Origin of the sequence: Janthinobacterium psychrotolerans, from assembly GCF_001677885.1 — a bacterium.
Taxonomy (GTDB): domain Bacteria; phylum Pseudomonadota; class Gammaproteobacteria; order Burkholderiales; family Burkholderiaceae_D; genus Janthinobacterium; species Janthinobacterium psychrotolerans.
This window is the reverse complement of sequence record NZ_LOCQ01000048.1, coordinates 106,641-128,320: the sequence shown is the minus strand read 5'-3', so window position 1 is coordinate 128,320 and position 21,680 is coordinate 106,641. Positions and strand designations below refer to the sequence as shown.

Annotated in this window: 18 protein-coding genes; 15 read left to right on the top strand and 3 right to left on the bottom strand. The window is 63.6% G+C overall.

The window, feature by feature from the left end; genetic code table 11:
• Positions 1-43: 43 nt before the first annotated feature.
• The 7 genes from secD to ASR47_RS27390 all read left to right on the top strand — a co-directional run bounded on the left by secD (position 44) and on the right by ASR47_RS27390 (position 6,527).
• The gene (gene secD, locus ASR47_RS07380; RefSeq protein WP_065307108.1) at positions 44-1,909 is read left to right on the top strand and encodes a protein translocase subunit SecD; all 1,866 of its coding nucleotides are present in this window, start codon (positions 44-46) and stop codon (positions 1,907-1,909) included.
• Between the two features lie 91 nt (positions 1,910-2,000).
• On the top strand, positions 2,001-3,023 hold the full coding sequence (gene secF, locus ASR47_RS07375; protein WP_065307107.1) for a protein translocase subunit SecF: 1,023 nt from the start codon (positions 2,001-2,003) through the stop codon (positions 3,021-3,023).
• A 74-nt stretch (positions 3,024-3,097) separates the two neighbouring features.
• Positions 3,098-3,796, top strand: coding sequence for a helix-turn-helix transcriptional regulator (locus ASR47_RS07370; RefSeq protein WP_065307106.1), 699 nt, complete (start codon positions 3,098-3,100; stop codon positions 3,794-3,796).
• A 73-nt stretch (positions 3,797-3,869) separates the two neighbouring features.
• Entirely contained in the window at positions 3,870-4,487 is a 618-nt protein-coding gene (locus ASR47_RS07365; RefSeq protein ID WP_065307149.1) for a glutathione S-transferase family protein, read from the top strand.
• A gap of 214 nt (positions 4,488-4,701) precedes the next feature.
• Positions 4,702-5,991: a type II toxin-antitoxin system HipA family toxin gene (locus tag ASR47_RS07360; protein WP_065307105.1), complete on the top strand. Its 1,290-nt coding sequence runs from the start codon at positions 4,702-4,704 to the stop codon at positions 5,989-5,991.
• Complete coding sequence (locus ASR47_RS07355; RefSeq protein ID WP_065307104.1) at positions 5,992-6,312, top strand: helix-turn-helix transcriptional regulator; 321 nt, start codon at positions 5,992-5,994, stop codon at positions 6,310-6,312.
• Positions 6,313-6,365: 53 nt separating this feature from the next.
• The gene (locus ASR47_RS27390; protein WP_171898910.1) at positions 6,366-6,527 is read left to right on the top strand and encodes a hypothetical protein; all 162 of its coding nucleotides are present in this window, start codon (positions 6,366-6,368) and stop codon (positions 6,525-6,527) included.
• On the opposite strand, the gene ASR47_RS07350 is transcribed toward ASR47_RS27390, so the two are convergent.
• From ASR47_RS07350 to ASR47_RS07340, 3 genes are all read right to left on the bottom strand, one after another.
• Positions 6,524-7,372 carry an HDOD domain-containing protein gene (locus ASR47_RS07350; protein WP_065307103.1) on the bottom strand — a complete coding sequence of 283 codons (849 nt, stop codon included), beginning with the start codon at positions 7,370-7,372 and terminating at the stop codon, positions 6,524-6,526. The genes ASR47_RS27390 and ASR47_RS07350 overlap by 4 nt on opposite strands.
• 226 nt (positions 7,373-7,598) lie before the next feature.
• Entirely contained in the window at positions 7,599-7,883 is a 285-nt protein-coding gene (locus ASR47_RS07345) for a hypothetical protein (RefSeq protein ID WP_065307102.1), read from the bottom strand.
• Positions 7,884-7,926: 43 nt separating this feature from the next.
• Entirely contained in the window at positions 7,927-8,316 is a 390-nt protein-coding gene (locus ASR47_RS07340; protein ID WP_082988793.1) for a MarR family winged helix-turn-helix transcriptional regulator, read from the bottom strand.
• A gap of 174 nt (positions 8,317-8,490) precedes the next feature.
• Here ASR47_RS07340 and ASR47_RS07335 point away from each other — a divergent pair, with 174 nt between their 5' ends.
• The 8 genes from ASR47_RS07335 to ASR47_RS07300 all read left to right on the top strand — a co-directional run bounded on the left by ASR47_RS07335 (position 8,491) and on the right by ASR47_RS07300 (position 21,672).
• Positions 8,491-9,435, top strand: coding sequence for a GlxA family transcriptional regulator (locus ASR47_RS07335; protein ID WP_065307100.1), 945 nt, complete (start codon positions 8,491-8,493; stop codon positions 9,433-9,435).
• A 141-nt stretch (positions 9,436-9,576) separates the two neighbouring features.
• A complete protein-coding gene (astC, locus tag ASR47_RS07330) occupies positions 9,577-10,818 on the top strand; it encodes an acetylornithine/succinylornithine family transaminase (protein ID WP_065307099.1) in 1,242 nt (413 codons plus the stop codon).
• An 85-nt stretch (positions 10,819-10,903) separates the two neighbouring features.
• The gene (locus ASR47_RS07325; RefSeq protein ID WP_065307098.1) at positions 10,904-11,935 is read left to right on the top strand and encodes an arginine N-succinyltransferase; all 1,032 of its coding nucleotides are present in this window, start codon (positions 10,904-10,906) and stop codon (positions 11,933-11,935) included.
• Between the two features lie 13 nt (positions 11,936-11,948).
• On the top strand, positions 11,949-13,001 hold the full coding sequence (gene astA, locus ASR47_RS07320; RefSeq protein WP_065307097.1) for an arginine N-succinyltransferase: 1,053 nt from the start codon (positions 11,949-11,951) through the stop codon (positions 12,999-13,001).
• Positions 12,994-14,484, top strand: coding sequence for a succinylglutamate-semialdehyde dehydrogenase (gene astD / locus ASR47_RS07315; RefSeq protein ID WP_082988792.1), 1,491 nt, complete (start codon positions 12,994-12,996; stop codon positions 14,482-14,484). The genes astA and astD overlap by 8 nt, the downstream gene beginning before the upstream one ends.
• Before the next feature lie 9 nt (positions 14,485-14,493).
• On the top strand, positions 14,494-15,840 hold the full coding sequence (astB, locus tag ASR47_RS07310; RefSeq protein WP_065307096.1) for an N-succinylarginine dihydrolase: 1,347 nt from the start codon (positions 14,494-14,496) through the stop codon (positions 15,838-15,840).
• Positions 15,841-15,961: 121 nt separating this feature from the next.
• Positions 15,962-20,659, top strand: coding sequence for an NAD-glutamate dehydrogenase domain-containing protein (locus tag ASR47_RS07305; RefSeq protein WP_065307095.1), 4,698 nt, complete (start codon positions 15,962-15,964; stop codon positions 20,657-20,659).
• Positions 20,659-21,672 carry a succinylglutamate desuccinylase gene (locus tag ASR47_RS07300; RefSeq protein ID WP_065307094.1) on the top strand — a complete coding sequence of 338 codons (1,014 nt, stop codon included), beginning with the start codon at positions 20,659-20,661 and terminating at the stop codon, positions 21,670-21,672. The genes ASR47_RS07305 and ASR47_RS07300 overlap by 1 nt, the downstream gene beginning before the upstream one ends.
• Positions 21,673-21,680: the final 8 nt, after the last annotated feature.

The following is a 21,680-nucleotide window of genomic DNA, read 5'->3' as shown; positions in this document are numbered from 1 at the left end:
GCCTTCGACGCCACCGACGCTCAACACTGAACGCTGAATCAATATGAATCGCTATCCTGCCTGGAAGTACATCCTTATCGCCGTCGCCTTATTGCTGGGCGCACTCTATACGGCGCCCAATTATTTCGGTGAGTCACCGGCGTTGCAAGTTACCAGCGGCAGGTCGACCGTCAAGGTCACGAGCGAACTGATGACGCAAGTCGATCAGATATTGACCAAAGAAAGCATCAAGTCGGAAGGCGTGACCATGGACGGCGCCGGCAACCTGGCCTCCGTGCGCGTGCGTTTCGCCGATCCCGATACCCAGTTCAAGGCCAAGCTGGTACTGGAAAAAGACCTCAATACCGATGCCAGCGACCCCGCCTACATCGTGACGGTCAACCTGCAGGCCAACACCCCGATGTGGATGCAGAAACTGCATGCCTTGCCGATGTTCCTCGGCCTGGACTTGCGTGGTGGCGTGCACTTTCTGATGCAGGTCGATGCGAAAGCCGTGCTGACCAAGAAAGTACAGGGCATCCAGTCCGCCGCGCGCAGCATCCTGCGTGACAAGAATATCCGCCACGCCGGCATCGACCGCGCGGGCGACAGCATTGAAATCAATTTCCGCGACGCCGATACGCGCCTGAAGGCAAAAAATGCCCTGTCCGACCAGATGAGCGAACTGGCGTTTGCCGACGCCGGCGCCGGCAGCGACCTGAAACTGGTGATCAACCTGAAACCGGCGGCCCTGAAAGCGACTGTCGACGAAGGCGTGAAACAGAATATCTCGACCCTGTCCAAGCGCGTCAACGAGCTGGGCGTGGCCGAGCCGCTGATCCAGCAGCAAGGTCCTGACCGCATCGTGGTGCAACTGCCCGGCGTGCAGGACGTGGCGCGCGCAAAAGCCATTATTGGCCGCACCGCCACCCTGGAAGTGCGCCTGGTCGACGAGACCATCGTGCCGGGTACCGAACTGTCGAGCGCAATTCCGTTCAACTCCGAGCTGTTTACCGTCGGCAAAGGCGTGCCAGTGGTGCTGTCGAAAGACGTGATCCTGACGGGCGACTATATCTCCAGCGCCACCGCCAGCTTCGACCAGAACCAGCAGGCGGCCGTATCGATCGACCTGAACGGCGACGGTGGCCGCAAGATGCGCGAAGCGACCCGCGAACGCGTGGGCAAGCGCATGGCCATCGTATTGTTTGAAAAAGGCAAGCCGGAAGTATTGTCGGTCGCCACCATCCAGCAGGAACTCGGTTCGCGCTTCCAGATCACCGGCATGGGCGGCGCTGAAAACGCCAATGAACTGTCGCTGCTGCTGCGCTCGGGCGCCCTGTCGGCGCCGATGACCGTCATCGAAGAACGCACCATCGGCCCGCAATTGGGCGCCGAAAACATCGCCAAGGGTTTCCACTCGACCTTGTACGGCTTTATCGCCATCGCCATCTTCATGATCGCCTACTACATGCTGTTTGGCGCCTTCAGCGTGCTGGCCCTGGCCTCGAACCTGTTGCTGCTGATCGGCCTGCTGTCGATGATACAGGTGACGCTGACCTTGCCCGGTATTGCCGCGATTGCGCTGGCGCTGGGCATGGCGATTGACGCCAACGTACTGATCAATGAACGTATCCGTGAAGAGCTGCGCGCCGGCAGCACGCCGCAAGCGGCCATTTCGGCCGGCTTTGACCGCGCCTGGGCCACGATTCTCGATTCGAACGTGACCACCCTGATCGTCGGCCTGGCCTTGCTGGCCTTCGGCAGCGGTCCGGTGCGCGGCTTTGCCGTCGTGCATTGCCTGGGCATCCTGACGTCGATGTTCTCCTCCGTGTTCGTCTCGCGCGGCGTGGTCAACCTCTGGTATGGCCGCAAGAAAAAGCTGACCAGCCTGTCGATCGGCACGGTCTGGGTACCGGGCACCAGCAAATAAGCGACGGCCCAGCCCTGCCTACATAGCGTCAACAGCGATAGCGTCCGGTGGCCATGCCGCTGGACGCACAGAACAGAACTCAGAGGATTTCATGGAATTTTTCCGGATCAAAAAAGATATTCCCTTCATGCGCCATGCGTTGATTTTCAACGTGATTTCGGCGCTGACCTTCGTCGCCGCCGTCTTCTTCCTGTTCCACAAGGGCTTGCACCTGTCGGTCGAGTTCAAGGGCGGCACGGTGATGGAGGTCAAGTACCCCAAGGCCGCCAACCTGGAAAGCATCCGCGGCACCCTGATCAAGATGGGTTATGAAGAGCCTGGCGTGACCAGTTTCGATACCGCGCGCGACGTCATGATCCGCCTGCCGGTGGAAAAAGGCGTCTCCGCCGCCAATACCTCGCTGCGCGTGTTCGACGCGCTGTGCAAGGTCGAGCAGGGCAGCACCAAGGCCATCGACACCGTCACCGCAAAAGGCGAGCACGTACTCAAGAGCGCCTGCATGGACACCGCCGGCAATGAAGCGGTGTTGCTGCAAAAGGTTGAATTCGTCGGCCCGCAAGTGGGCGAGGAACTGGCGCAGAACGGCCTGAACGCACTGGTGATGGTGATCCTGGGCGTGATGGTCTATCTGGCCATCCGTTTTGAATGGAAATACGCTGTCTCGGCGATTATCGCCAACCTGCACGACGTGGTCATTATTTTGGGCTTTTTCGCCTACTTCCAGTGGGAGTTCTCGCTGACGGTGCTGGCGGCGATCCTGGCCGTGCTCGGCTATTCCGTCAACGAATCGGTGGTGATCTTTGACCGTATCCGCGAAAACTTCCGCAAGCAGCGCAAGGCAACCGTGCATGAAGTGATCGACAGCGCGATTACCAGCACCATCTCGCGTACCATCATCACCCACGGCTCGACCCAGATGATGGTGCTGTCGATGCTGATCTTCGGCGGCCAGACCCTGCACCATTTCGCGCTGGCGCTGACCATCGGTATCTGCTTCGGTATTTACTCGTCCGTGTTCGTGGCGGCGGCGATCGCCATGTGGCTGGGCGTCAAGCGTGAAGACCTGATCAAGCCGGTCAAGGAAAAAGACGAAACCGACGGCGCCGTGGTGTAAGCCGGCCAGTTTCAGTATCTTGAATTATCAGAACGGTCACCACAGGTGGCCGTTTTTTTACAGGTGAGCGCATCATGAGCCGCAGTGGCCGTTTGTTCCTATTGATGGACGCCATGCGCGCCAGACGGGTACCGGTCACGGCGGCCCAGCTGGCGCAGCAGCTGAGCGTGTCCGAACGCACGATCTACCGCGATATCCAGACCCTGGCCGAGCTTGGCGCCCCGCTGCAGGGGGAAGCCGGCGTCGGCTATCTGCTGCGCCGCGGCGCCTTTCTGCCACCGCTGATGTTCGACGCCGACGAGCTCGAAGCACTGGTGCTGGGCGCGCGCTGGGTACGCCGCCAGGGCGATGCGGCGCTGGCGCAGGCGGCCAGCAAGGCGCTGGCAAAAATCGCCACCGCCTCGCCACGTGACTTGCGCGACAGCATGGCCGAGACCAGCTTGTGGGTACCGCTGGGTCCGGCGGCCGATGCTGGCGCCGTGGCCGACCGTTTCGTGCAGCCGGTACGCGAGGCGATCCGCCACGAATGCAAGCTGACCCTGGGCTACCAGGACGAGCACGGCAGCGCCACCGCACGCACCGTCTGGCCGTTTGCGCTGGCCTATTTCGAGGGCAAGCGCCTGCTGGCCGCCTGGTGCGAATTACGCGGCGACTACCGCCATTTCCGCATCGACCGCATCGCCAGCGTCGACGGCGGCGAGCGCTATCCGAAACGCCGCCACGAGCTGCTCGGCGTGTGGCGCAAGATGTACGATATCGAACCTGAAAGTTAGTTTTTGCTCCTGACAAAAACTGTCAGTGCCGCTGCTTACCATGGTGGCTTCTTCACTGACCGGAGCCACCATCATGCGCCTGTATCACAACCCCATGTCGTCCAACGCCCGCCGTACCCTGATGACGGCGATCCACCTGGAGCTGCCGGTCGAACTGGCCGAAGTCGACCTGATGAACATGGACGACCGCCGCCGCCTGGCCGAGCTCAATCCCAACGTCAAGGTGCCGGTGCTGGCCGATGGTACCTTTTTGTTGTGGGAATCGTGCGCCATCATGCAATACCTGGCCGGCAAGGCGCCGGGCCAGACCGTGTATCCGGAAGAAGCCCAGGCGCGCGCCGATGTCGACCGCTGGATGTTCTGGTGTTCCCAGCACTACGCGCCGGCCATCGGCGTGCTGACGTGGGAGCGGGCCTGGAAGGGCATGACGGGCGGCGGCGACGCCGATCCTCTGGAAGTGGCGCGCGGCGAGCGCGAACTGACCGAGTGCGCGCTGGTGCTCGACAACCACCTGGCTGGACGCAGCTGGGTCTGCGGCAACAAAGTCAGCCTGGCCGACTTCGCGCTGGCCGCGCCGATGATGTACAGCGAAAAGGTGGCATTGCCGCTGGCGCAGTACGCGCATCTGCAAGCCTGGTTTGCGCGGGTGCAGCAACTGCCGGCCTGGCAGGAGACCAATCCGCTGTGGTAAGGCGTTTATCTGCCTTGGGTTAGCCAGCGCACGGATGCTGCTGCAGGGCGGCCATAAGATGGAGCTGTCTCTTTCAGGACATCCCTAGCTTTGGACTTTACCCGCTTTCGAGCGGGTTTTTTTTGCCAATAAATAGCAGCCGTTTTTTGTTTACGCATTTAACTATCATTAATATGGCTGCTACCGGACTTATAAATGCTAGTATTCTGTGTATATGGATACTACTTGCACACTACAGGTCTTCGCCGATGCTATCTGGCAGGATGCCGCCGTGCTGGACCTGACGGGCGAGGTCGATCTGGGCGTCGCTGCCGCTACCTATCTTGTCTATCTTCCTGACTATGCAATTCGTTATTGGAAAAGTAATGATGCCGCGGCCCTGTCTGTCAATGTGCCAGTCGATCTGGAAAGCTATGCAGAAGACCGTTGGCCGGCATTCCTGGCCGATTTGCTACCGCAAGGCTATGGCCGCATCGAACTGCTGAAACAGCTGAAAAGAGACGGCGCTGCGGGGCCGGCCGCCGACTGGGCGCTACTATGCGCCGGCGCCGGCAACCCGATTGGTAACCTGCGCATCAAGGAAGCACATGCATGGATCATGGAACGTAGCGGCAACAGGATGCGAGGTTTCTCGACTGAGGAGGTCGCTGCCCGGGCGGATGATTTCAATGAGTATCTTGCGCAGCATGGCTTGTTCCTGGCCGGTTCGTCCGGTGTGCAGGGCGAGTGGCCCAAAATACTGCTCACGCAAGCGCACGACGGCCTGTTTTATCTTGACCATACGCTGCCTGATGAAGAGGCGAAAGCGCATTACATCGTCAAATTTGGCCGTGGCAAAGATGAGGCATTGGCCAATATTCTCCGCCTGGAAGCGCCCTACATGCAATTGGCAAAAGGGCTGGGACTCGATGTCCATGCCGATCTGATGCTGCACGAGCGCGCCTTGTTCATTCCACGCTTCGACCGTGCCGTCACACAAGACGGTGTCGTGCGTCAAGGCCAGGAAAGCATCGCGTCACTGTGCGGCATCGGCGGATTTGGAAGAGTCCCTTCCCATAACGATGTGTGCGGGAAACTCGGTGAAGTGGCTACTGATCCCACGCGTGACATCATCGAATATATCAAACGCGATGTGGCGAACATCGTGCTGGGCAATAAAGACAATCATGCCCGCAACACCGCCATCCAGCGGCGGCACGACGGCACCATGGCACTTACCCCACTGTTCGATTTTGCGCCGATGTGGCTCCATCCGGACGGGATTGCGCGGCGCATGCGCTGGCAGGGCGATGATGGTGGCTCACCCGTATGGCGCAGCGTGATCGAGCAGGCCTGCGCGGCGGCGCAGGTGAACCTGCATGCCGTGACGGCGGCTGTTGCCGCCATGGCCCTGCCGTTGTCGACGCTGTTCGACGATGCCCGCGCGCTGGGCATCGAGGAGCGCTTTCTGGCACCGATGAATAAAGCGCTGGACAATGTCCGTGCGCAGTTGGAGAACCTGTAGATGGACAAGCGCTTCAATCCGCTGACGGCGGCCGAGCAGGTGCAAGTGCGCCGGGCCCTGGCGGCCGAACTGGCGGCCGATCCCGCCATGCCGATTCCGGCGGTCATTCGCACCATCCGTAACGCCTTGCGCCTGACCATCGCCGAATACGCCAAACTGTGCGCGGTATCGCCACGCACCTTGCAGGATATTGAACGCGAAGTGTCCAGCCCGACCCTGGTGACGGCGGAAAAACTGTTGCGTCCCATGGGCATGGCGCCAGGGGCGGTGGCCAGGCCGCGGCCGCGCGTGCCGCCACGGGGAACGATAGCCGGCACTTGAAAAGTTGATAAGTGCCTGCATCTAGGCAAGATTCAATCACGACAAGGAACACCGTGTTCTTCCCACGCCATCCCAAGCCGCTGCTCAGTACCAAGGCTGTTGCCACAATGATGGTGCAGCAGCGGCAACGCACGCCGGCGATTGACAAGCATGTGCTGATCGTCGAGAACGCCAAACCGCTGCTGGCGCCCGTGGCGCCGGTCAAGAAAGATTAGTGAACCAGCACGTGCAGCAGCGACTGCACTTCCTCGTCGGCGTCGGCCAGGATGCTCGACAAGGTCGCGTCGTCGCCGATCAGGCAGTCGATGCCGCGCGCAGCGCGCGCGTTGCGCACGGCAATCGCGGCCGGACTTTCGTTGAGCGGCGAGGCCACCGGCGCCAGGTCGTTGGCCAGCAGCAGGGTGTCGCCCAGCGATTCGGGGGGAATCGCGCGCAGGCCTTCCCACAGCGAGCCGATGGCGTTCATCACCGCTTCCGGCACCTTCAGCTTGGCCAGCACGCCCTGGCCGATGGCCTGCTCGCCATATTCGATCCATTCCTGCGGTTCGCCATCGAGCAAGCCGGGGAATTCGGCCGCGCGCGAGAGCAGGTAAAAGCCGCCCACTTCATGCATGATGCCGGCAAATAGCGCCGTATCGGCGTCGACCTTGGTCACGCGGCGCGCGATCACCTGCGACAGCGCCGCCACATGGGCCGTGTGCTCCCACAGCTGGGCGGCCTTGGCCTGCAGTACCGGATCGGTAATGGTGCTGCCCAGCTGGCGCACGATCAGCGCGGCCACCACCGATTGCAAGGTGCGCACGCCGAGGCGCTGCACCGCGTTGCGCACGCTGGTAATTTCAATGCCGGAGCGGTTGAAGGCGACCGAATTGGCAATCGCCACCGTGCGCGCGGCCAGCAGCGGGTCGGCCTGCACCAGCTTGGCAGCCGCTTCGATATGGCAATCGGGATCGGCCAGCGCCTGCTGCAGCTTGAGCGAAGCGTTCACGTTGGCGGGGAAGGTCAGCTCGCCACGGCCAGCAAGTGCGGCGATACTTTTAAAGGCGTCGAGTCTGTTCATCGAAAAAATTATACTCGCAATATTTCTCTGCGGAACTTTTTCAAATTGATTTTTTTGTAAACAGGCGTAGGTCGGATTAGCGCGGCGAAGCCGCGCGTAATCCGACAACATTGTTGGCGGTGACCCGACAGCATTGTTGGCTGTGACCCGACAGCATTGTTGGCTGCGACCGTGGTGGTGTCGGATTACGCGCTTGCGCGCTAATCCGACCTACGATGTATAAAACTTACAACACTTCGCTGAAAATCGCGTCACAGCCTTCGACCAGTTCATCGCTGTCTTCCAGTTCATCCGTCAGACCCAGGTCGAACAGTTCCTCGACCGCGTTCATGAAGCTGTTGTGCTTGGTGGCGCCGATCAGGCGGTAGATTTCGCCGTCTTCGTTGCGGATGCCGATGATCAGTTTTTCCTGGCGCACCAGTTCCGGCGTGCTGGCGTTGAGCAGCAGATTGCCGATGATGTGTTTATCGAAATGGGCAGGTTTTTTGCCGTCGAGCAGGGAGGTTTTCAACTTGATTTCCTTTGATATTTTTGGATGCTTGCTTGATGAGTTTTCAGCTGTGGCCGTTTGCAATGGCCTGTTTCAGTCCCGCCAGGCTGTTTTCCAGCCGGACGAAATCGTCTTCGGTATAGCCTTCAAATAACTGTTGCCCTTGCCTGGTAAGCTTGGGAAACACGTCATGAAACACTTGCTCGCCTTCAACGCTCAGGCGCACCGAGTAGGAGCGCTTGTCGTGTGGGCAGCGTTCGCGCCGGACCAGTCCCTTTTGCTCCAGCCGTTCGATCACCCCCGTCAGCGTGCCCTTGGTGATCAGGGTTTTCTGGCCCAGTTCCTTGTAAGGCATGCCGCAGGTATTGCCCAGCGTGGCGATAATGTCGAACTGCGCATGCGTCAGGCCGTACTGGCGCACAAAGTCGCTCGAAAACCGTTCGAAGCCTTGCATGCACTCAGCCAGCAGCCGGATACTTTTTAAATATCGTTCACCCATAGGCCGTGATTATATCCTTGTGGCCCGCTTTTTTCCGGTGCGCCAAACGCGTGGCGCCATGGCGGACTCCGCGCCCCCAAACTCCGGTATCATGTGCGCACTCCAGCTTAGAGCCGACTGCGCCTGCCGATGTCCTTTGCCACTCTCTCCCGTATCGGCCTCGATAAACCGCTGCGCCTGCTGCTGATTAACGCCGGCGACGCCGAGTCGATCACCTGGGCCGGCCTGGTGCAGCCGCTGCGCCTGTGCGCGCGCGCGCTCGGTCCGCAAGCGTTCCAGCTCGACATCCGCACGCCGCAGCAGGTGGCCGCGGAGGGCGGCCACTGGCATGTGGCGCTGCTGGTGGCCGATGAAACCCAGGCGCCGCTGTCAGGCGAGCTGTGCCGTGCCGTGATCGAGCGCTGCCGTTCTGCGCCATTCTGGGGTGGCGTCGGCGCGGCCGTACTGTGGCTGGCCGACGCGGGCGTGATGGATGGCGTGCGCATCGCCCTGCCATGGGCCCTGTATGCCGATGCGGAAGCCAAGGCCGAGCGCGCCATCCTGACGCCGCACCTGTTCGATATCGACGGCCCCCATCTCACTTGTTGCGGCGGCGCGGCCAGCATCGATTTCTCGCTGACCCTGATCGACACCATTTTCGGCGCCGACGCCCAGGCCCTGGTCAAGGAAGCGCTGTGTGTGGACAAGGTGCGCGGCAAGGAAGAGCGCCAGCGCGTCGCCCTGCAGGCGCGTTTCGGCGTGCTGCAGCCGAAGTTGTCGGAAGCGGTGACCCTGATGGAGGCCAATATCGAGGAGCCGCTGTCGACCGACGACATCGCCAGCCTGGTCGGCCTGTCGCGGCGCCAGCTCGAACGGCTGTTCAAGCAATACCTGGGCAGCCTGCCGTCGCGCTACTACCTGGAGCTGCGGCTGCAGCGCTCGCGGCAACTATTGCTCGATACACATTACTCCATCGTGCAAGTGGGGCTGATGTGCGGTTTTTCGTCGGGTTCGCACTTTTCCACGGCGTTTGGCACCCTGTTCGGCAATACGCCGCGCGAAGAGCGCCAGCGCAAATTGATGCCGCCAAGCTAGACGCAGCAAGGCTTTCCTGTGATGAATTGTGAAAAACCTTGTCGCAGATTCAAAAGAGTTTTAGCATCCCGCTTTTTATAATGCAGTACACGCGCAGCTGTCGTAGCTGCGGGAGTACCTAACATATTGATGGGGAATGCCATGAATGCCAAGCTTGATTCGACCGTAACGGCTCGTCCAGTCACCCGCGAAACCTATGATCAGGTTCTCGTTCCCACCTACGCTCCCGCCGCCATGGTGCCCGTGCGCGGCGCCGGCCTCGACCTGTGGGACCAGTCCGGCAAGCATTACCTCGATTTCACCTCCGGCATCGCCGTCAACAGCCTGGGCCACTGCCATCCGGCGCTGGTCGATGTCTTGACCAAACAGATCAATACCCTGTGGCACCTGGGCAATGGCTACACCAACGAGCCGGTGCTGCGCCTGGCGCAAGCGCTGACCGAAGCGACCTTTGCCGACCGCGCGTTTTTCTGCAACTCGGGTGCGGAAGCCAATGAAGCGGCGCTGAAACTGGCGCGCAAATACGCGCACACGAAATTCGGCGCACACAAGTCGCGCATCATTTCCTGCTTCAGCTCCTTCCATGGCCGCACCCTGTTTACGGTGTCGGTTGGCGGCCAGTCGAAGTACACGGAAGGCTTCGAACCGCTGCCGCCATCGATCGACCATATCGCCTACAACGATATCGAAGCGGCGCGCGCCGCCATCGGCGACGATGTGTGCGCGGTGATCGTCGAGCCGGTGCAAGGCGAAGGCGGCGTGGTGCCGGGCAACCCTGAATTCCTGAAAGAACTGCGCGCGCTGTGCGACAAGACCGGCGCCCTGCTGATCTTTGACGAAGTGCAGTGCGGCATGGGCCGTACCGGCGCCCTGTTCGCCTACATGGGCTATGGCGTGACACCGGACATCCTGACCGCCGCCAAGGCGCTGGGCAATGGCTATCCGATCGGCGCCATGCTGACCACCGAAACACTGGCGCAAACCCTGAATGTCGGCAGCCACGGCACCACCTACGGCGGCAACCCGCTGGCCACCACGGTCGCGTTGAAAGTGCTGGAAACGATCAATACGCCGGCCTTCCTGGCGCGTGTAAAAGAAGCCAGCGTCAACACCATCGCCATGCTGGAAAGCCTGATCAACGACTACCCGCAAGTGTTCTCGGCGGTGCGCGGCAGCGGCTTGCTGCTGGGCCTGGTCGTCAGCGATGCCTGGAAAGGCCGCGCGAAAGACATCCAGAAGGCGGCCGAAGCGCAGGGCCTGATGGTCCTGATCGCCGGCATGGACGTGGTGCGCCTGGCGCCGGCGCTGATCGTGTCGGACGCGCAGATTGCCGAAGCGGGCCGTTTGCTGCGCGTTGGCATCGACGGCCTGCTCAAGGCATAAGGTGTAACACCCCCCGCATCACATCACCGGCCCGCCGCCTTTGCCGCGGGCCGGCCTGGTTTTACCCTGTGAGTAAGGAGTCTCCATGTATGTTGTCCGTCCGGTAGAAATTGCGGATATCGCAGCCCTTGAAGCGCTGGCCGCGATCACCATGCCGGGTGTCCATACCCTGCCGAAGACGCGCGAGAAAATCGCCGCTTCCGTCGAGCGCTCCATCGCCTCGTTTGCCGCCCATGTCGACATCCCCAGCGAAGAATCGTATCTGTTCGTGCTCGAATCGCTGGCGGACAAAAGCATCCTCGGCACGGCCGCCATCTTCGCCTCGGCCGGCTCGAATGGCACCTATTTTTCCTTTCGCAACGACGTCATCCAGCAGGTCTCGCGCGACCTGAACATCAGCCACAGCGTGCATGCGCTGACCTTGTGTTCGGAGCTGACGGCGTACTCGCAATTGTCCGGTTTCTATGTGCGCAACATGGAGCAGGCGGGCCTGGAAGCGGCGCTGCTGTCGCGCGCGCGGCTGCTGTTCGCGGTCCTGGCGCCGCACCGTTTCGGCGACCGCTTTTTCGTGCCGCTGGCCGGCATTACCGATGGCGACGGCCAGTCGCCGTTCTGGGATGCGCTGGGCCGCAAGTTCTTCCAGATGGATTTTCTCGATGCCGAAAAAGTCATCGGCGGCGCGCGCAACCGCACCCTGATCGTCGAACTGATGCCGCACTATCCGGTCTACGTGCCGCTGCTGCCCGGCGACGCGCAGGCGGCCATGGGCCAGATCCATCCGAGCGGCGAACTGGCCTTCAACCTGCTGACGGAAGAGGGCTTCGAAGCCGATGACTACATCGATATTTTCGACGGCGGACCGATCCTGCAGGCGCACAAGAATTCGCTGCGCTCGTTTACGGGTTCGCTGACCCGCAAGGTGACGGCAGGCATGACGCCCAGCCGCACCGGCCTGAAAGTCAATTATGCAATCGCCTCCGGCGCCGAGCGCAATTTCCGCGCCGTGACGTTTGTCTGCGATGCGCTTGAAGCGCAAGACACGGTGGGCCTGCCCGCCGAGCTGCTCGACACGCTGGCGGTGTCCGCCGGCGACAGCGTCATTTGCGTCCGCATCTAAGGGAGACCACCGCATGCTAGTAGTTCGCGCCATCAACGCTTCCGATCTCGACGCCCTGTACGGCCTGGCCAGCCAGGTCGGCACCGGCATGACCACCCTCAAACCCGACATGACCATGCTGGGCGACCGGCTGGCGATTGCCTGCGCCTCGTTCGCCGAAACCATCCCACCCGAAAAGCGCGACTACATGTTCGTCATGGAGGATACCGACTCGGGCCGCCTGGCCGGCGTGTGCGCCATCAAGGGCGCGGTCGGCCTGGAAGAGCCGTTTTACAATTACCGCATCGGCACCCTGGTCCATTCCAGCCGCGAGCTCGATGTATTTACGCGCATGGAAACGCTGTACCTGTCGAACGACCTGACCGGCAGCACCGAACTGTGTTCGCTGTTCTTGCACCCCGATTACCGCAGCGGCACCAACGGCAAGCTGCTGTCGAAAAGCCGTTTCCTGTTCATCGCCCAGTTCCCGCACCTGTTCACCGAAAAACTGATCGCCGAGATGCGCGGCTACCAGGCCCAGGACGGCAGTTCGCCGTTCTACGAAGGCCTGGGCCGCCACTTCTTCAAGATGGATTTTCACCATGTCGACGACCTCACCAGCCTTGGCAAAAAGTCCTTCATCGCCGAGCTGATGCCGCGTCAGCCCATGTACGTGGCCTACCTGCCCGACGAGGCGCAGGAGGTGATCGGCAAGGTCCACCTGAGCACGGCGCCCGCGCGCCGTTTGCTGGAACAGGAAGGCCTGCACTTCGAAGGCTATGTCGACATTTTCGACGCCGGCCCGGTGCTGCAGGCGCGCGTGTCCGAACTGCGCGCCATGCGTGACAGCCTGCCGGCCGTGCTCGATGCGCCAGGCGGCCTGGAAGCCTGCGCGCTGGCGGCCGATGCCGAACCGTATCTGGTGTCGAACACCGACCTGAAGGATTTCCGCATGATCGTCACCGACGCCATGCCGCAAGGCGGCAAGCTGGCTTTGCACGACGATGAATTGCATCTGCTGCGCTGCCGGCACGGCGACACCGTGCGCACGCTGTCACTCAACCCGAGGAAGCATACCCATGTCTGAACAATTCAATGCAGCATCCGCCTTGTCCAACTTTATCAACGGCGCCTGGCTGGCCGGCAGCGGCGCCGAACTGGTGACCATCGACCCGTCCAGCGGCCGCCAGACCTGGGCCAGCCTGGCCGCCACGGCCGGCGATGTGGAGCAGGCCTGCCTGGCCGCCCGCACCGCGTTTGACAGCTGGGCCGACACGCCACTGGCGGAGCGCATCGCCACCTGCGTGCGCTTTCGCGACCTGCTGAAAACCAATGCCGAAGAACTGGCGCGGCTGATCTCGGAAGAAGTGGGCAAACCGTTGTGGGAGTCGCGTACGGAAGTGGCCACCATGGCCAACAAGATCGACATCTCGGTGCAGTCCTACAATGCGCGCACCGGCGTCACGCACAGCACCATCGCCGACGGCGAGGCCGTGCTGCGCCACCGCCCGCACGGCGTGTTCGGCGTGTTCGGTCCCTACAATTTTCCTGGCCACCTGCCCAATGGCCATATCGTGCCGGCCCTGATCGCCGGTAACACCATCGTCTTCAAGCCCAGCGAGTATGCGCCGCGCACGGCGGTTAAAACCGTGCAGCTGTGGCAGCAGGCCGGCCTGCCCGATGGCGTGATCAACCTGGTCAACGGCGCGCGCGATACCGGCGTGGCGCTGGGCGCGAACGCCTTGCTCGACGGGGTGCTGTTTACGGGGTCCTGCCAGACCGGCGTGAGTTTGCACCGCCAGTTCGGCGGCCAGCCGGGCAAGATGCTGGCGCTGGAAATGGGCGGCAACAACGCGCTGGTGGTGTGGGACATCCAGGACGTCGACGCGGCCGTGCATCACGCGATCTTCTCCGCCTTTGTCTCGGCCGGCCAGCGCTGCACCTGCGCGCGCCGCCTGGTGGTGCAGGACAACGCCTTTGGTGCCGCTTTCATTGCGCGCCTGGTGGAGGTGGCGGGCAAGCTGGGCCTGGGCGCTTCGAACGCCCAGCCCGAGCCGTTCATGGGGCCCGTCGTCTCCGCCGCCGTGGCAAAACGCCTGGTGCAGGCGCAGATGGACATGGTCGCCAGGGGCGGCACCACCCTGCTGCAGATGCGCCAGCTCAACCCGGAAGCGGGCTTGGTCACGGCCGGCATCGTCGACGTCACCGATGCGAAAGGCATCCCGGACGAAGAGTGGTTCGGCCCGCTGCTGCAGGTGATCCGCGTGGCCGACTTTGACGCGGCCCTGAAGGTCGCCAACGCCACCGAGTTTGGTCTCGCGGCGGCCCTGCTGTCGGACGACGCGGCGCTGTGGCAGCGCTTCCAGACCCGCGCGCGCGCCGGCATCATCAACTGGAACCGCCCGACCACGGGCGCGGCCAGCACGGCGCCGTTCGGCGGCGTCGGCAAGTCCGGCAACCATCGCCCGAGCGCCTATTACGCGGCCGATTACTGCGCCTATCCGGTCGCCTCGATCGAGAACGCGGCCTTGTCCCTGCCGGCCAAGCTGTCGCCCGGTTTGCATTTCTAAGGAGTGACCATGCAAGGCACGCGCGAATACAATTTTGACGGCCTGGTGGGCCCCTCGCACAACTACGCCGGGCTCTCGTTCGGCAACGTCGCTTCGTTCAGCAACGTAAAGAGCGCGTCGAATCCGAGGCAGGCCGCCTTGCAGGGCCTGGCCAAGATGCGCGCGCTGGCCGCGCGCGGTTTTGCGCAGGCCCTGCTGCCGCCGCAGGACCGGCCGAATTTCCGCCTGCTGCGCGCCATCGGTTTTACGGGCAGCGACGCCGATGTGCTGGCGCGCGCGTATAAAGAATCGCCGGTGATCCTGGCCTGCGCCTATTCCGCCTCGCCGATGTGGACCGCCAACGCCGCCACCGTCAGCCCGTCGGCCGACACGCGGGACGGGCGCGTGCACTTCACGGCCGCCAACCTGAACAACAAGCTGCACCGCGCCTTCGAGCACGCGCAGTCGGCGCGCAGCCTGCGCGCCATCTTCGGCGATGAACAACACTTTGCCGTGCATGACGCGCTGCCCTCGACGCCGGCGTTTGGCGACGAGGGCGCCGCCAACCATACGCGCCTGGGCGCCGCGCACGGCGCGCCGTCGGTCGAATTGTTCGTCTACGGCCGGGTGGAGTTCGACCCATCGGCACCAAGCCCTAAACGCTATCCGGCGCGCCAGACCCTGGAAGCGTCGCAGGCGGTGGCGCGCCTGCATGGACTGGATGCCAAACGCTGCGTCTACGTGCAGCAGAACCCCGAGGTGATCGACCAGGGCGTGTTCCACAACGATGTGATCGCGGTCGGCAATGGCAATGTGCTGTTCCATCACGAGCAGGCGTTTGCCGATGAAGAGGCCAGCCTGTCGCAGCTGCGCCGCGCGGTGGCGCACGCCGGTGCGGATCTGGTCGCGCTGCGCGTCGACACCGGCCAGGTGCCGATTGCGGACGCCGTGACCAGCTATCTGTTCAACAGCCAGCTGTTGACAAAAGAAGATGGCAAGATGGCGCTGGTGATACCCCAGGAGTGCCAGGAAAACAAGGCCGTCTCGCGCTACCTGGCAAACCTGGTGGCCAGCGACGCGCCGATCGACGAGCTGATTCATTTCGATCTGCGCCAGAGCATGCGCAATGGCGGCGGGCCGGCCTGCCTGCGTTTGCGCGTCGCCTTGACCGAAACCGAGGCGCGCGCCATGCACCAGGGTGTGCTGATGACCGAAGCGCTGTACCATAGGCTGGTGGCGTGGGTGGAAAAGCACTACCGCGACCACCTGGAGCCGTCCGACCTGGCAGACCCGCAGCTGGCGCTGGAAGTGCATGCTGCGCTTGAAGAACTGACGGTCATCCTCAACTTGCCGGGATTGTACGAGAGCCAGGCATAGCAGCAACCGCAATACCGGATAACAGAATTGGACGGGCCAACCCCATCCCTGACCAGCACGGCCGGCCAGCCATAAGCCCGCATGGCCGCGCTGCACACACACCACGACATGGAGATGCAAGATGAACCACACGCCACAAGATTTGCGCACGCAAACGCTGCAACTGGTGCAGGCCAGCGCGGCCAGCAAGAGCGTCACCGACCTGGTACAAGCCTGGCTCGATTCGCTCGACGCGGAAGACCTGGCCGATATCGCGCCCGATAGCCTCGCGCCGGTGCTGGTCGACGGCTTCACGCAAGCGGCCACCCGCGGCGGCGACGGCTGCCAGATCGCCACGCTGCGCTACGCCGATGGCCGTGGCGGCATGGCGAGCGCCTTGCTGATCCTGAACCAGGACATGCCTTACCTGGTCGACTCCATCGTGATGGCCATGCGCCGCCAGCACCTGGCCGTGCGCGGCGTGATGAATACCGTGCTGCCGGTGCGCCGCGCGGTTGACGGCAGCGTGGACGCGGTGCGCCAGCCGGGTGACCCGCTCGAATCCTTCGTGCTGGTGCTGCTGGACGAAGAACTGACCGCCGACGCGCAAGCCGCGCTGGTGGCCGCGATCGAACTGGTGGCGCGCGACGCCGCCGTGGTGCGCCGCGACAGCGCCGCCATGGGCGAGCGGCTGTCGGCGGTGGCCGCCGCCAGCCAGGGCGAAGAAGGCCCGGAAGTGGCCGCCTTTCTGGAGTGGGCGCGCAGCGGCGGTTTCGAAGTCTTCGGTTATGCCTATTACCGCGTCAAATCCGGCGTGCGCGAACTGGAACGCGACCTGCCCAGCCGCATCGGCGTGCTGCAGGATACCGCCCACCCGGTCTATGGCAGCTGCCTGGCCAATATTCCCGGCGACTTCGACACCCTGTCCAAGCGCGAATCGAGCCTGTCCATCGTCAAGGCCGACGTGGCCGGCACCTTGCACCGCGACCAGCAGCTCGATTTCATCGGCGTGCGCGACACCGACGCCCAAGGCGCCATCCTCGGCGAGCACTGCTTCGTCGGCCTGTTTACGCGCGCCGGCAACTCCACCCCGCTGGCGGCACTGCCGTTTGCGCGCGGCCGCGTGGCCAAGGTGCTGAGCCTGGCCGGCGTGCGCCAGCAAGGCTTCCGCGCCGAGAAATTCCGTGAAATCCTCGAGTCCCTGCCGCGTACCGAAGCACTGGAAGCGGACCTGGACTGGCTGGCGCAGGTGTGTGGCGCCGTCGTCTCGCTGTACAAGCAGCCGCGCACCAAGGTCTTTGCGCGCCGCGACGTGTATGCGCGCCACCTGAACGTGCTGGTGTACCTGCCCCGCGAGCGCTACAGCGCCAGCGTCGCCAGCGCCCTGGCCAAAGCGCTGAAAACCAGTTCCGGCGCCACCCATGTCAGCATGCAGACCCTGGTGGCCGACGGCCCGCTGGCGCGCGTCTACCTGATCGCCCATGCGGCGCGCTATCCGCTGGACCTGGAAACCGATATCGAGCAGCCGCTGCTGGGCGTGCTCGATGGCTGGCACAACGGCTTTGCTGCCGTGGCCGACGCCGTGCCGGACGTGGCCTTGCGCGCAAGCCTGCGTAAACTCTGCGCCACCCTGCCGCTCGATTACGTGGCCGCCACCGCGCCGGCCGTCGCCTACCGCGACCTCGACACCATCTTGCGCAATACCGATGCGGCCAATGTGGCCGTGCGCATCGAGTCCGGTCCCGTCACCACCATCCGCCTGTATTCGGCCAACCGCGTGCCGTCGCTGTCGACCATTTTGCCGGCGCTGCATAACGCCGGCGTGGCGATCGACCGCGAGCAGGCCTATTCGATCTTCTCGCCCGAAGGCACGCGCTATTTCGTCACCAGCCTGACGGTGGACGCGACCAGCGCCGCCAAGCTGGCGCAGCCGGCAGTAGCCAAGGTGGCCGAGGAATTGTTTGCCGCCCTGTTCAACGACACGGTCGAAGACGGCCGCCTGAATGGCCTGGTGATCGAAGGCGGCCTGTCGACGCGCGAAGTGCAGCTGGTGCGCGCCTACACCAGCTACTGGCGCCAGACCGGCAGCCGCTTCTCGGTACGCTATATCGCCGAGAGCCTGCGCCGCCAGCCGGGCCTGGTCAAGGCCCTGGTCGACGCCTTCTTGCAGCGCTTCGATCCGTCGCTGTCCGCCGAGCGGCACGCCGCCGCGCTGGAAACGATTGCCGGCATCAAGGCCGGCCTGGCGTCGGTCAATCACGCCGACACCGAGGAAATCCTGGCCGCGCTGGCCGACCTGATGACGGCCACCCTGCGCACCAGCTACTTCCAGAACAATCAGGCCGGCGACAAGATCATCTTCAAGTTCGACACCAGCAGCCTGGCGCTGGTGCCGGAACCGCGTCCGTACCGCGAAATCTTTGTCTTCTCGCGCCGTTTCGAAGGCGTGCACCTGCGCGGCGGCCCGGTCGCCCGTGGCGGCCTGCGCTGGTCCGACCGCATGGAAGACTACCGCACCGAAGTGCTGGGCCTGGTGAAAGCGCAGATGGTGAAGAACGCCGTCATCGTGCCGGCCGGCGCCAAGGGCGGTTTTGTCTGCAAGCAGATGCCGAAGGACGCCGTGCGTGAAACCATCGCCGCCGAAGGCGAAGCCGTGTATCGCCTGTTCATTGCCAGCCTGCTGGAAGTGACGGACAATCGCTCGCTGGGCAATATCGTGCCGCCACAGGACACCGTATGCTTTGACGAGGCCGATCCCTACCTGGTGGTGGCCGCCGACAAGGGCACGGCGACGTTCTCGGACATCGCCAACGGCATCGCCGTGCAGCGCGGTTTCTGGCTCGGCGACGCCTTCGCCTCGGGTGGCTCGAACGGCTACGACCATAAAAAACTGGGCATCACCGCCAAGGGCGCGTTCGAAGCCGTGAAGCGCCATTTCTATGAAATGGACCACGACATGAACACCACCCCGATCACCATGGTCGGCGTGGGCGACATGTCGGGCGACGTGTTCGGCAACGGCGTGCTGCTGTCGCGCCAGCTCAAACTGGTGGCCGCGTTCGACCATCGCCATATCTTCCTCGACCCGGCGCCGGATGTCGCCGTCTCGTTCGACGAGCGCGCGCGCATGTTCGCGCTGCCACGCTCGTCGTGGGAAGATTACAACAAGGAGCTGATCTCGGAAGGCGGCGGCGTCTATCCACGCAGCGCGCGCAGCATTGCGCTGTCGCCGCAGATCCGCGCCGTGCTCGATATCGCGGAAACGTCGTTGCCGCCGGAAGAACTGATGCACCGCATCTTGAAAGCCCCGGTGGACCTGTTCTACAACGGCGGCATCGGCACCTATATCAAGGCGTCAAACGAAACCCACGCCCAGGTCAAGGACCGCGCCAATGACAATATTCGCGTCAACGGCAATGCGCTGCGCGTCAAAGTGGTGGCCGAGGGCGGCAACCTTGGCGCCACGCAAGCCGGCCGCATCGAATTCGCGCTGGCCGATGGCCGCATCTTTACCGATGCGATCGATAATTCGGCCGGCGTCGATTGCTCCGACCATGAAGTGAACGTCAAGATCTGGCTCGACGTGGAAGTGAACGCCGGCAAGCTGTCCGAAGCGGACCGCAACCGCGAGCTGTATGCGATGACGGACGATGTGGAGCGCCTGGTCCTGCGCGACAACACGCAGCAGACGCATTTGCTGGTGCGCGAACTGCAGGCGCAAAGCGAGGCTGCGGTGCAGGACGGCTATGCGGCGCTGATCGCCAGCCTGGAAGAAGAGGGCGCCCTGTCACGCGACCTGGAGCAGCTGCCGACGGTGGCCGAACTGGCGCGCCGCAAGCAGGACGGCCGTGGCCTGACGACGCCGGAACTGGCGGTGGTGATCGCCAACGTGAAGAACCGCTACAAGCGCATCCTGGCGACCTTGCCGCTGACGGACGAGAGCTGGGCCGAGCCGGTATTGAAACCGTACTTCCCGTCGCTGCTGGTGGCAACGCGCTCGGCGCTCGACCATCCGCTGGCCAACGCCATCCTGGCCACCGTGCTGGCCAATGAAGTGGTCAACCGCTGCGGCCCGCTGATGCTGCGCGAGCTGGCGGCCGAATACAACGTGGATGAGTCCAGCGTGATCCTGGCCTGGGGCCAGGCCTGGGTGGCCTTGAACCTGGCGCCGGTGTTCGATGCGCTCGATGCGGACGCCTTGACGATTCCGCGCGAGGTGTCGATCAAGGTCGATGCGCAAACGCGCGCGCTGCACCGGACCATGCTGGCCGGCGTGCTGTCGGTGCCGGGCGAGCAACTGCGCGGCGCCGGCCTGGCCGAGCTGACCGTTTTGTTCGGCGCGCAGTCGAAGCGCGAGCTGCTGCAAGCCGTCGGCATCAAGTCGGAAGCGGCGCTGGTGCCGGGCTTGACGCCGGCCTTTGTGCAGGCCTGGGATGCGGTCGATGCGCTCGACGTGGTGGCGGGTTTCCTGTTCCCGGCCCTGTCGGTGCCGCGTCCTGCGGCAATGGACCTGGCGGCCTTTTTGCAAGTGGGCCTGGCCCTGCGCAGCCAGGCCGGCATCGACACGCTCGAGCGTGGCCTGAAGCTGGCCGCACAAGGCAAGTCGCAGGAACAGTTGCGCAGCTATGCGCAGCAAGCCCTGCGCCGCACGCAACAGCGCTTGCTGACGCAAGTGCTGGCGCGCGCCGAGCAGGGTGAAGGCAATGCCGTCGATGCGGTGACGAGCGCGTTGGGCCTGTCGGCCTATGTGGCGGCGACCGAACTGGAACAGGCCATGCTCGATGTGTGGACCTTGTCCGAAACGGTGAACCGCGGCGTGCCGGCGGAAGTGGCGGCCTGATGACGGCAGCACAATCTGGCGGCTTGCCGCCGGCCGTGCAGGCGCTGGCGCAGGCGGACTTCGGCGCTGTTGCGCAGTTGTTCAGGGACGCCGGCTTTGCCGTGGCGCTGCCGGCGCCCGGCATGCTGCAGGTGAAGGCGAATGCGGCAGACGTCAATCGCCCCAGCGTGGTGCTGTCGGTCGGCGTGCATGGCGACGAGACGGGGCCGATCGAAGTGCTGGCGCACCTGCTCGACGCCTTGTCGCGCGATGTGTCGGCGCAACCGCATGCGCTGGCGGTCGACCTGCTGGTGTGCGTGGGCAATGTCGATGCGATTCGCGCCGGCAAGCGCTTTATCGACGCCGATTTGAACCGCATGTTCCGTCCCGTGCGCGGTTCTCTGGCGCAAGCGGCGGAAAGCGCGCGCGCCGACGAAATGATCGCGGCGACCACGGCGTTTTTCAGTCATGCGGGGCCGGTGCGCTGGCACCTGGACCTGCATACGGCGATCCGCCCGTCCGTCTACCCGACCTTTGCCATCGTGCCGGACCTGGTGGAGGAGGGCGCCAGGGCGGCGCTGGTCGACTGGCTGGGCCAGGCGGCGATCGGCGCCATCATCATGAACCCGCAATCGGCCGGCACCTACAGCTATTACTCGGCCGAGCATTGCGGCGCGGCCGCCAGCACGGTGGAATTGGGCCGCGTGGGCGTGCTGGGGCAAAATGATCTGTCGCTGTTCGATGAGGTGTCGCAGGCTTTGAACAGCCTGCTGCGCGGCGCGCCGCCGCGACCCGTCAAGGCGCCGCCGCATGTGTTCAAGGTGGCCCAGGAAATCATCAAGCACAGCGATGATTTCCGCATGGCGTTCGACCGCGGCACGCACAATTTCACGTCCTTGCCCCAGCATGCCGTGATCGCCAGCGATGGCGAGACGGTCTACACGGTGCAACATGCGCAAGAGCTGGTGGTGTTCCCGAATCCCGATGTGCGCGTGGGCTTGCGCGCCGGGCTGATGGTGGTGCGGGTGGCCTGATTTTCAGC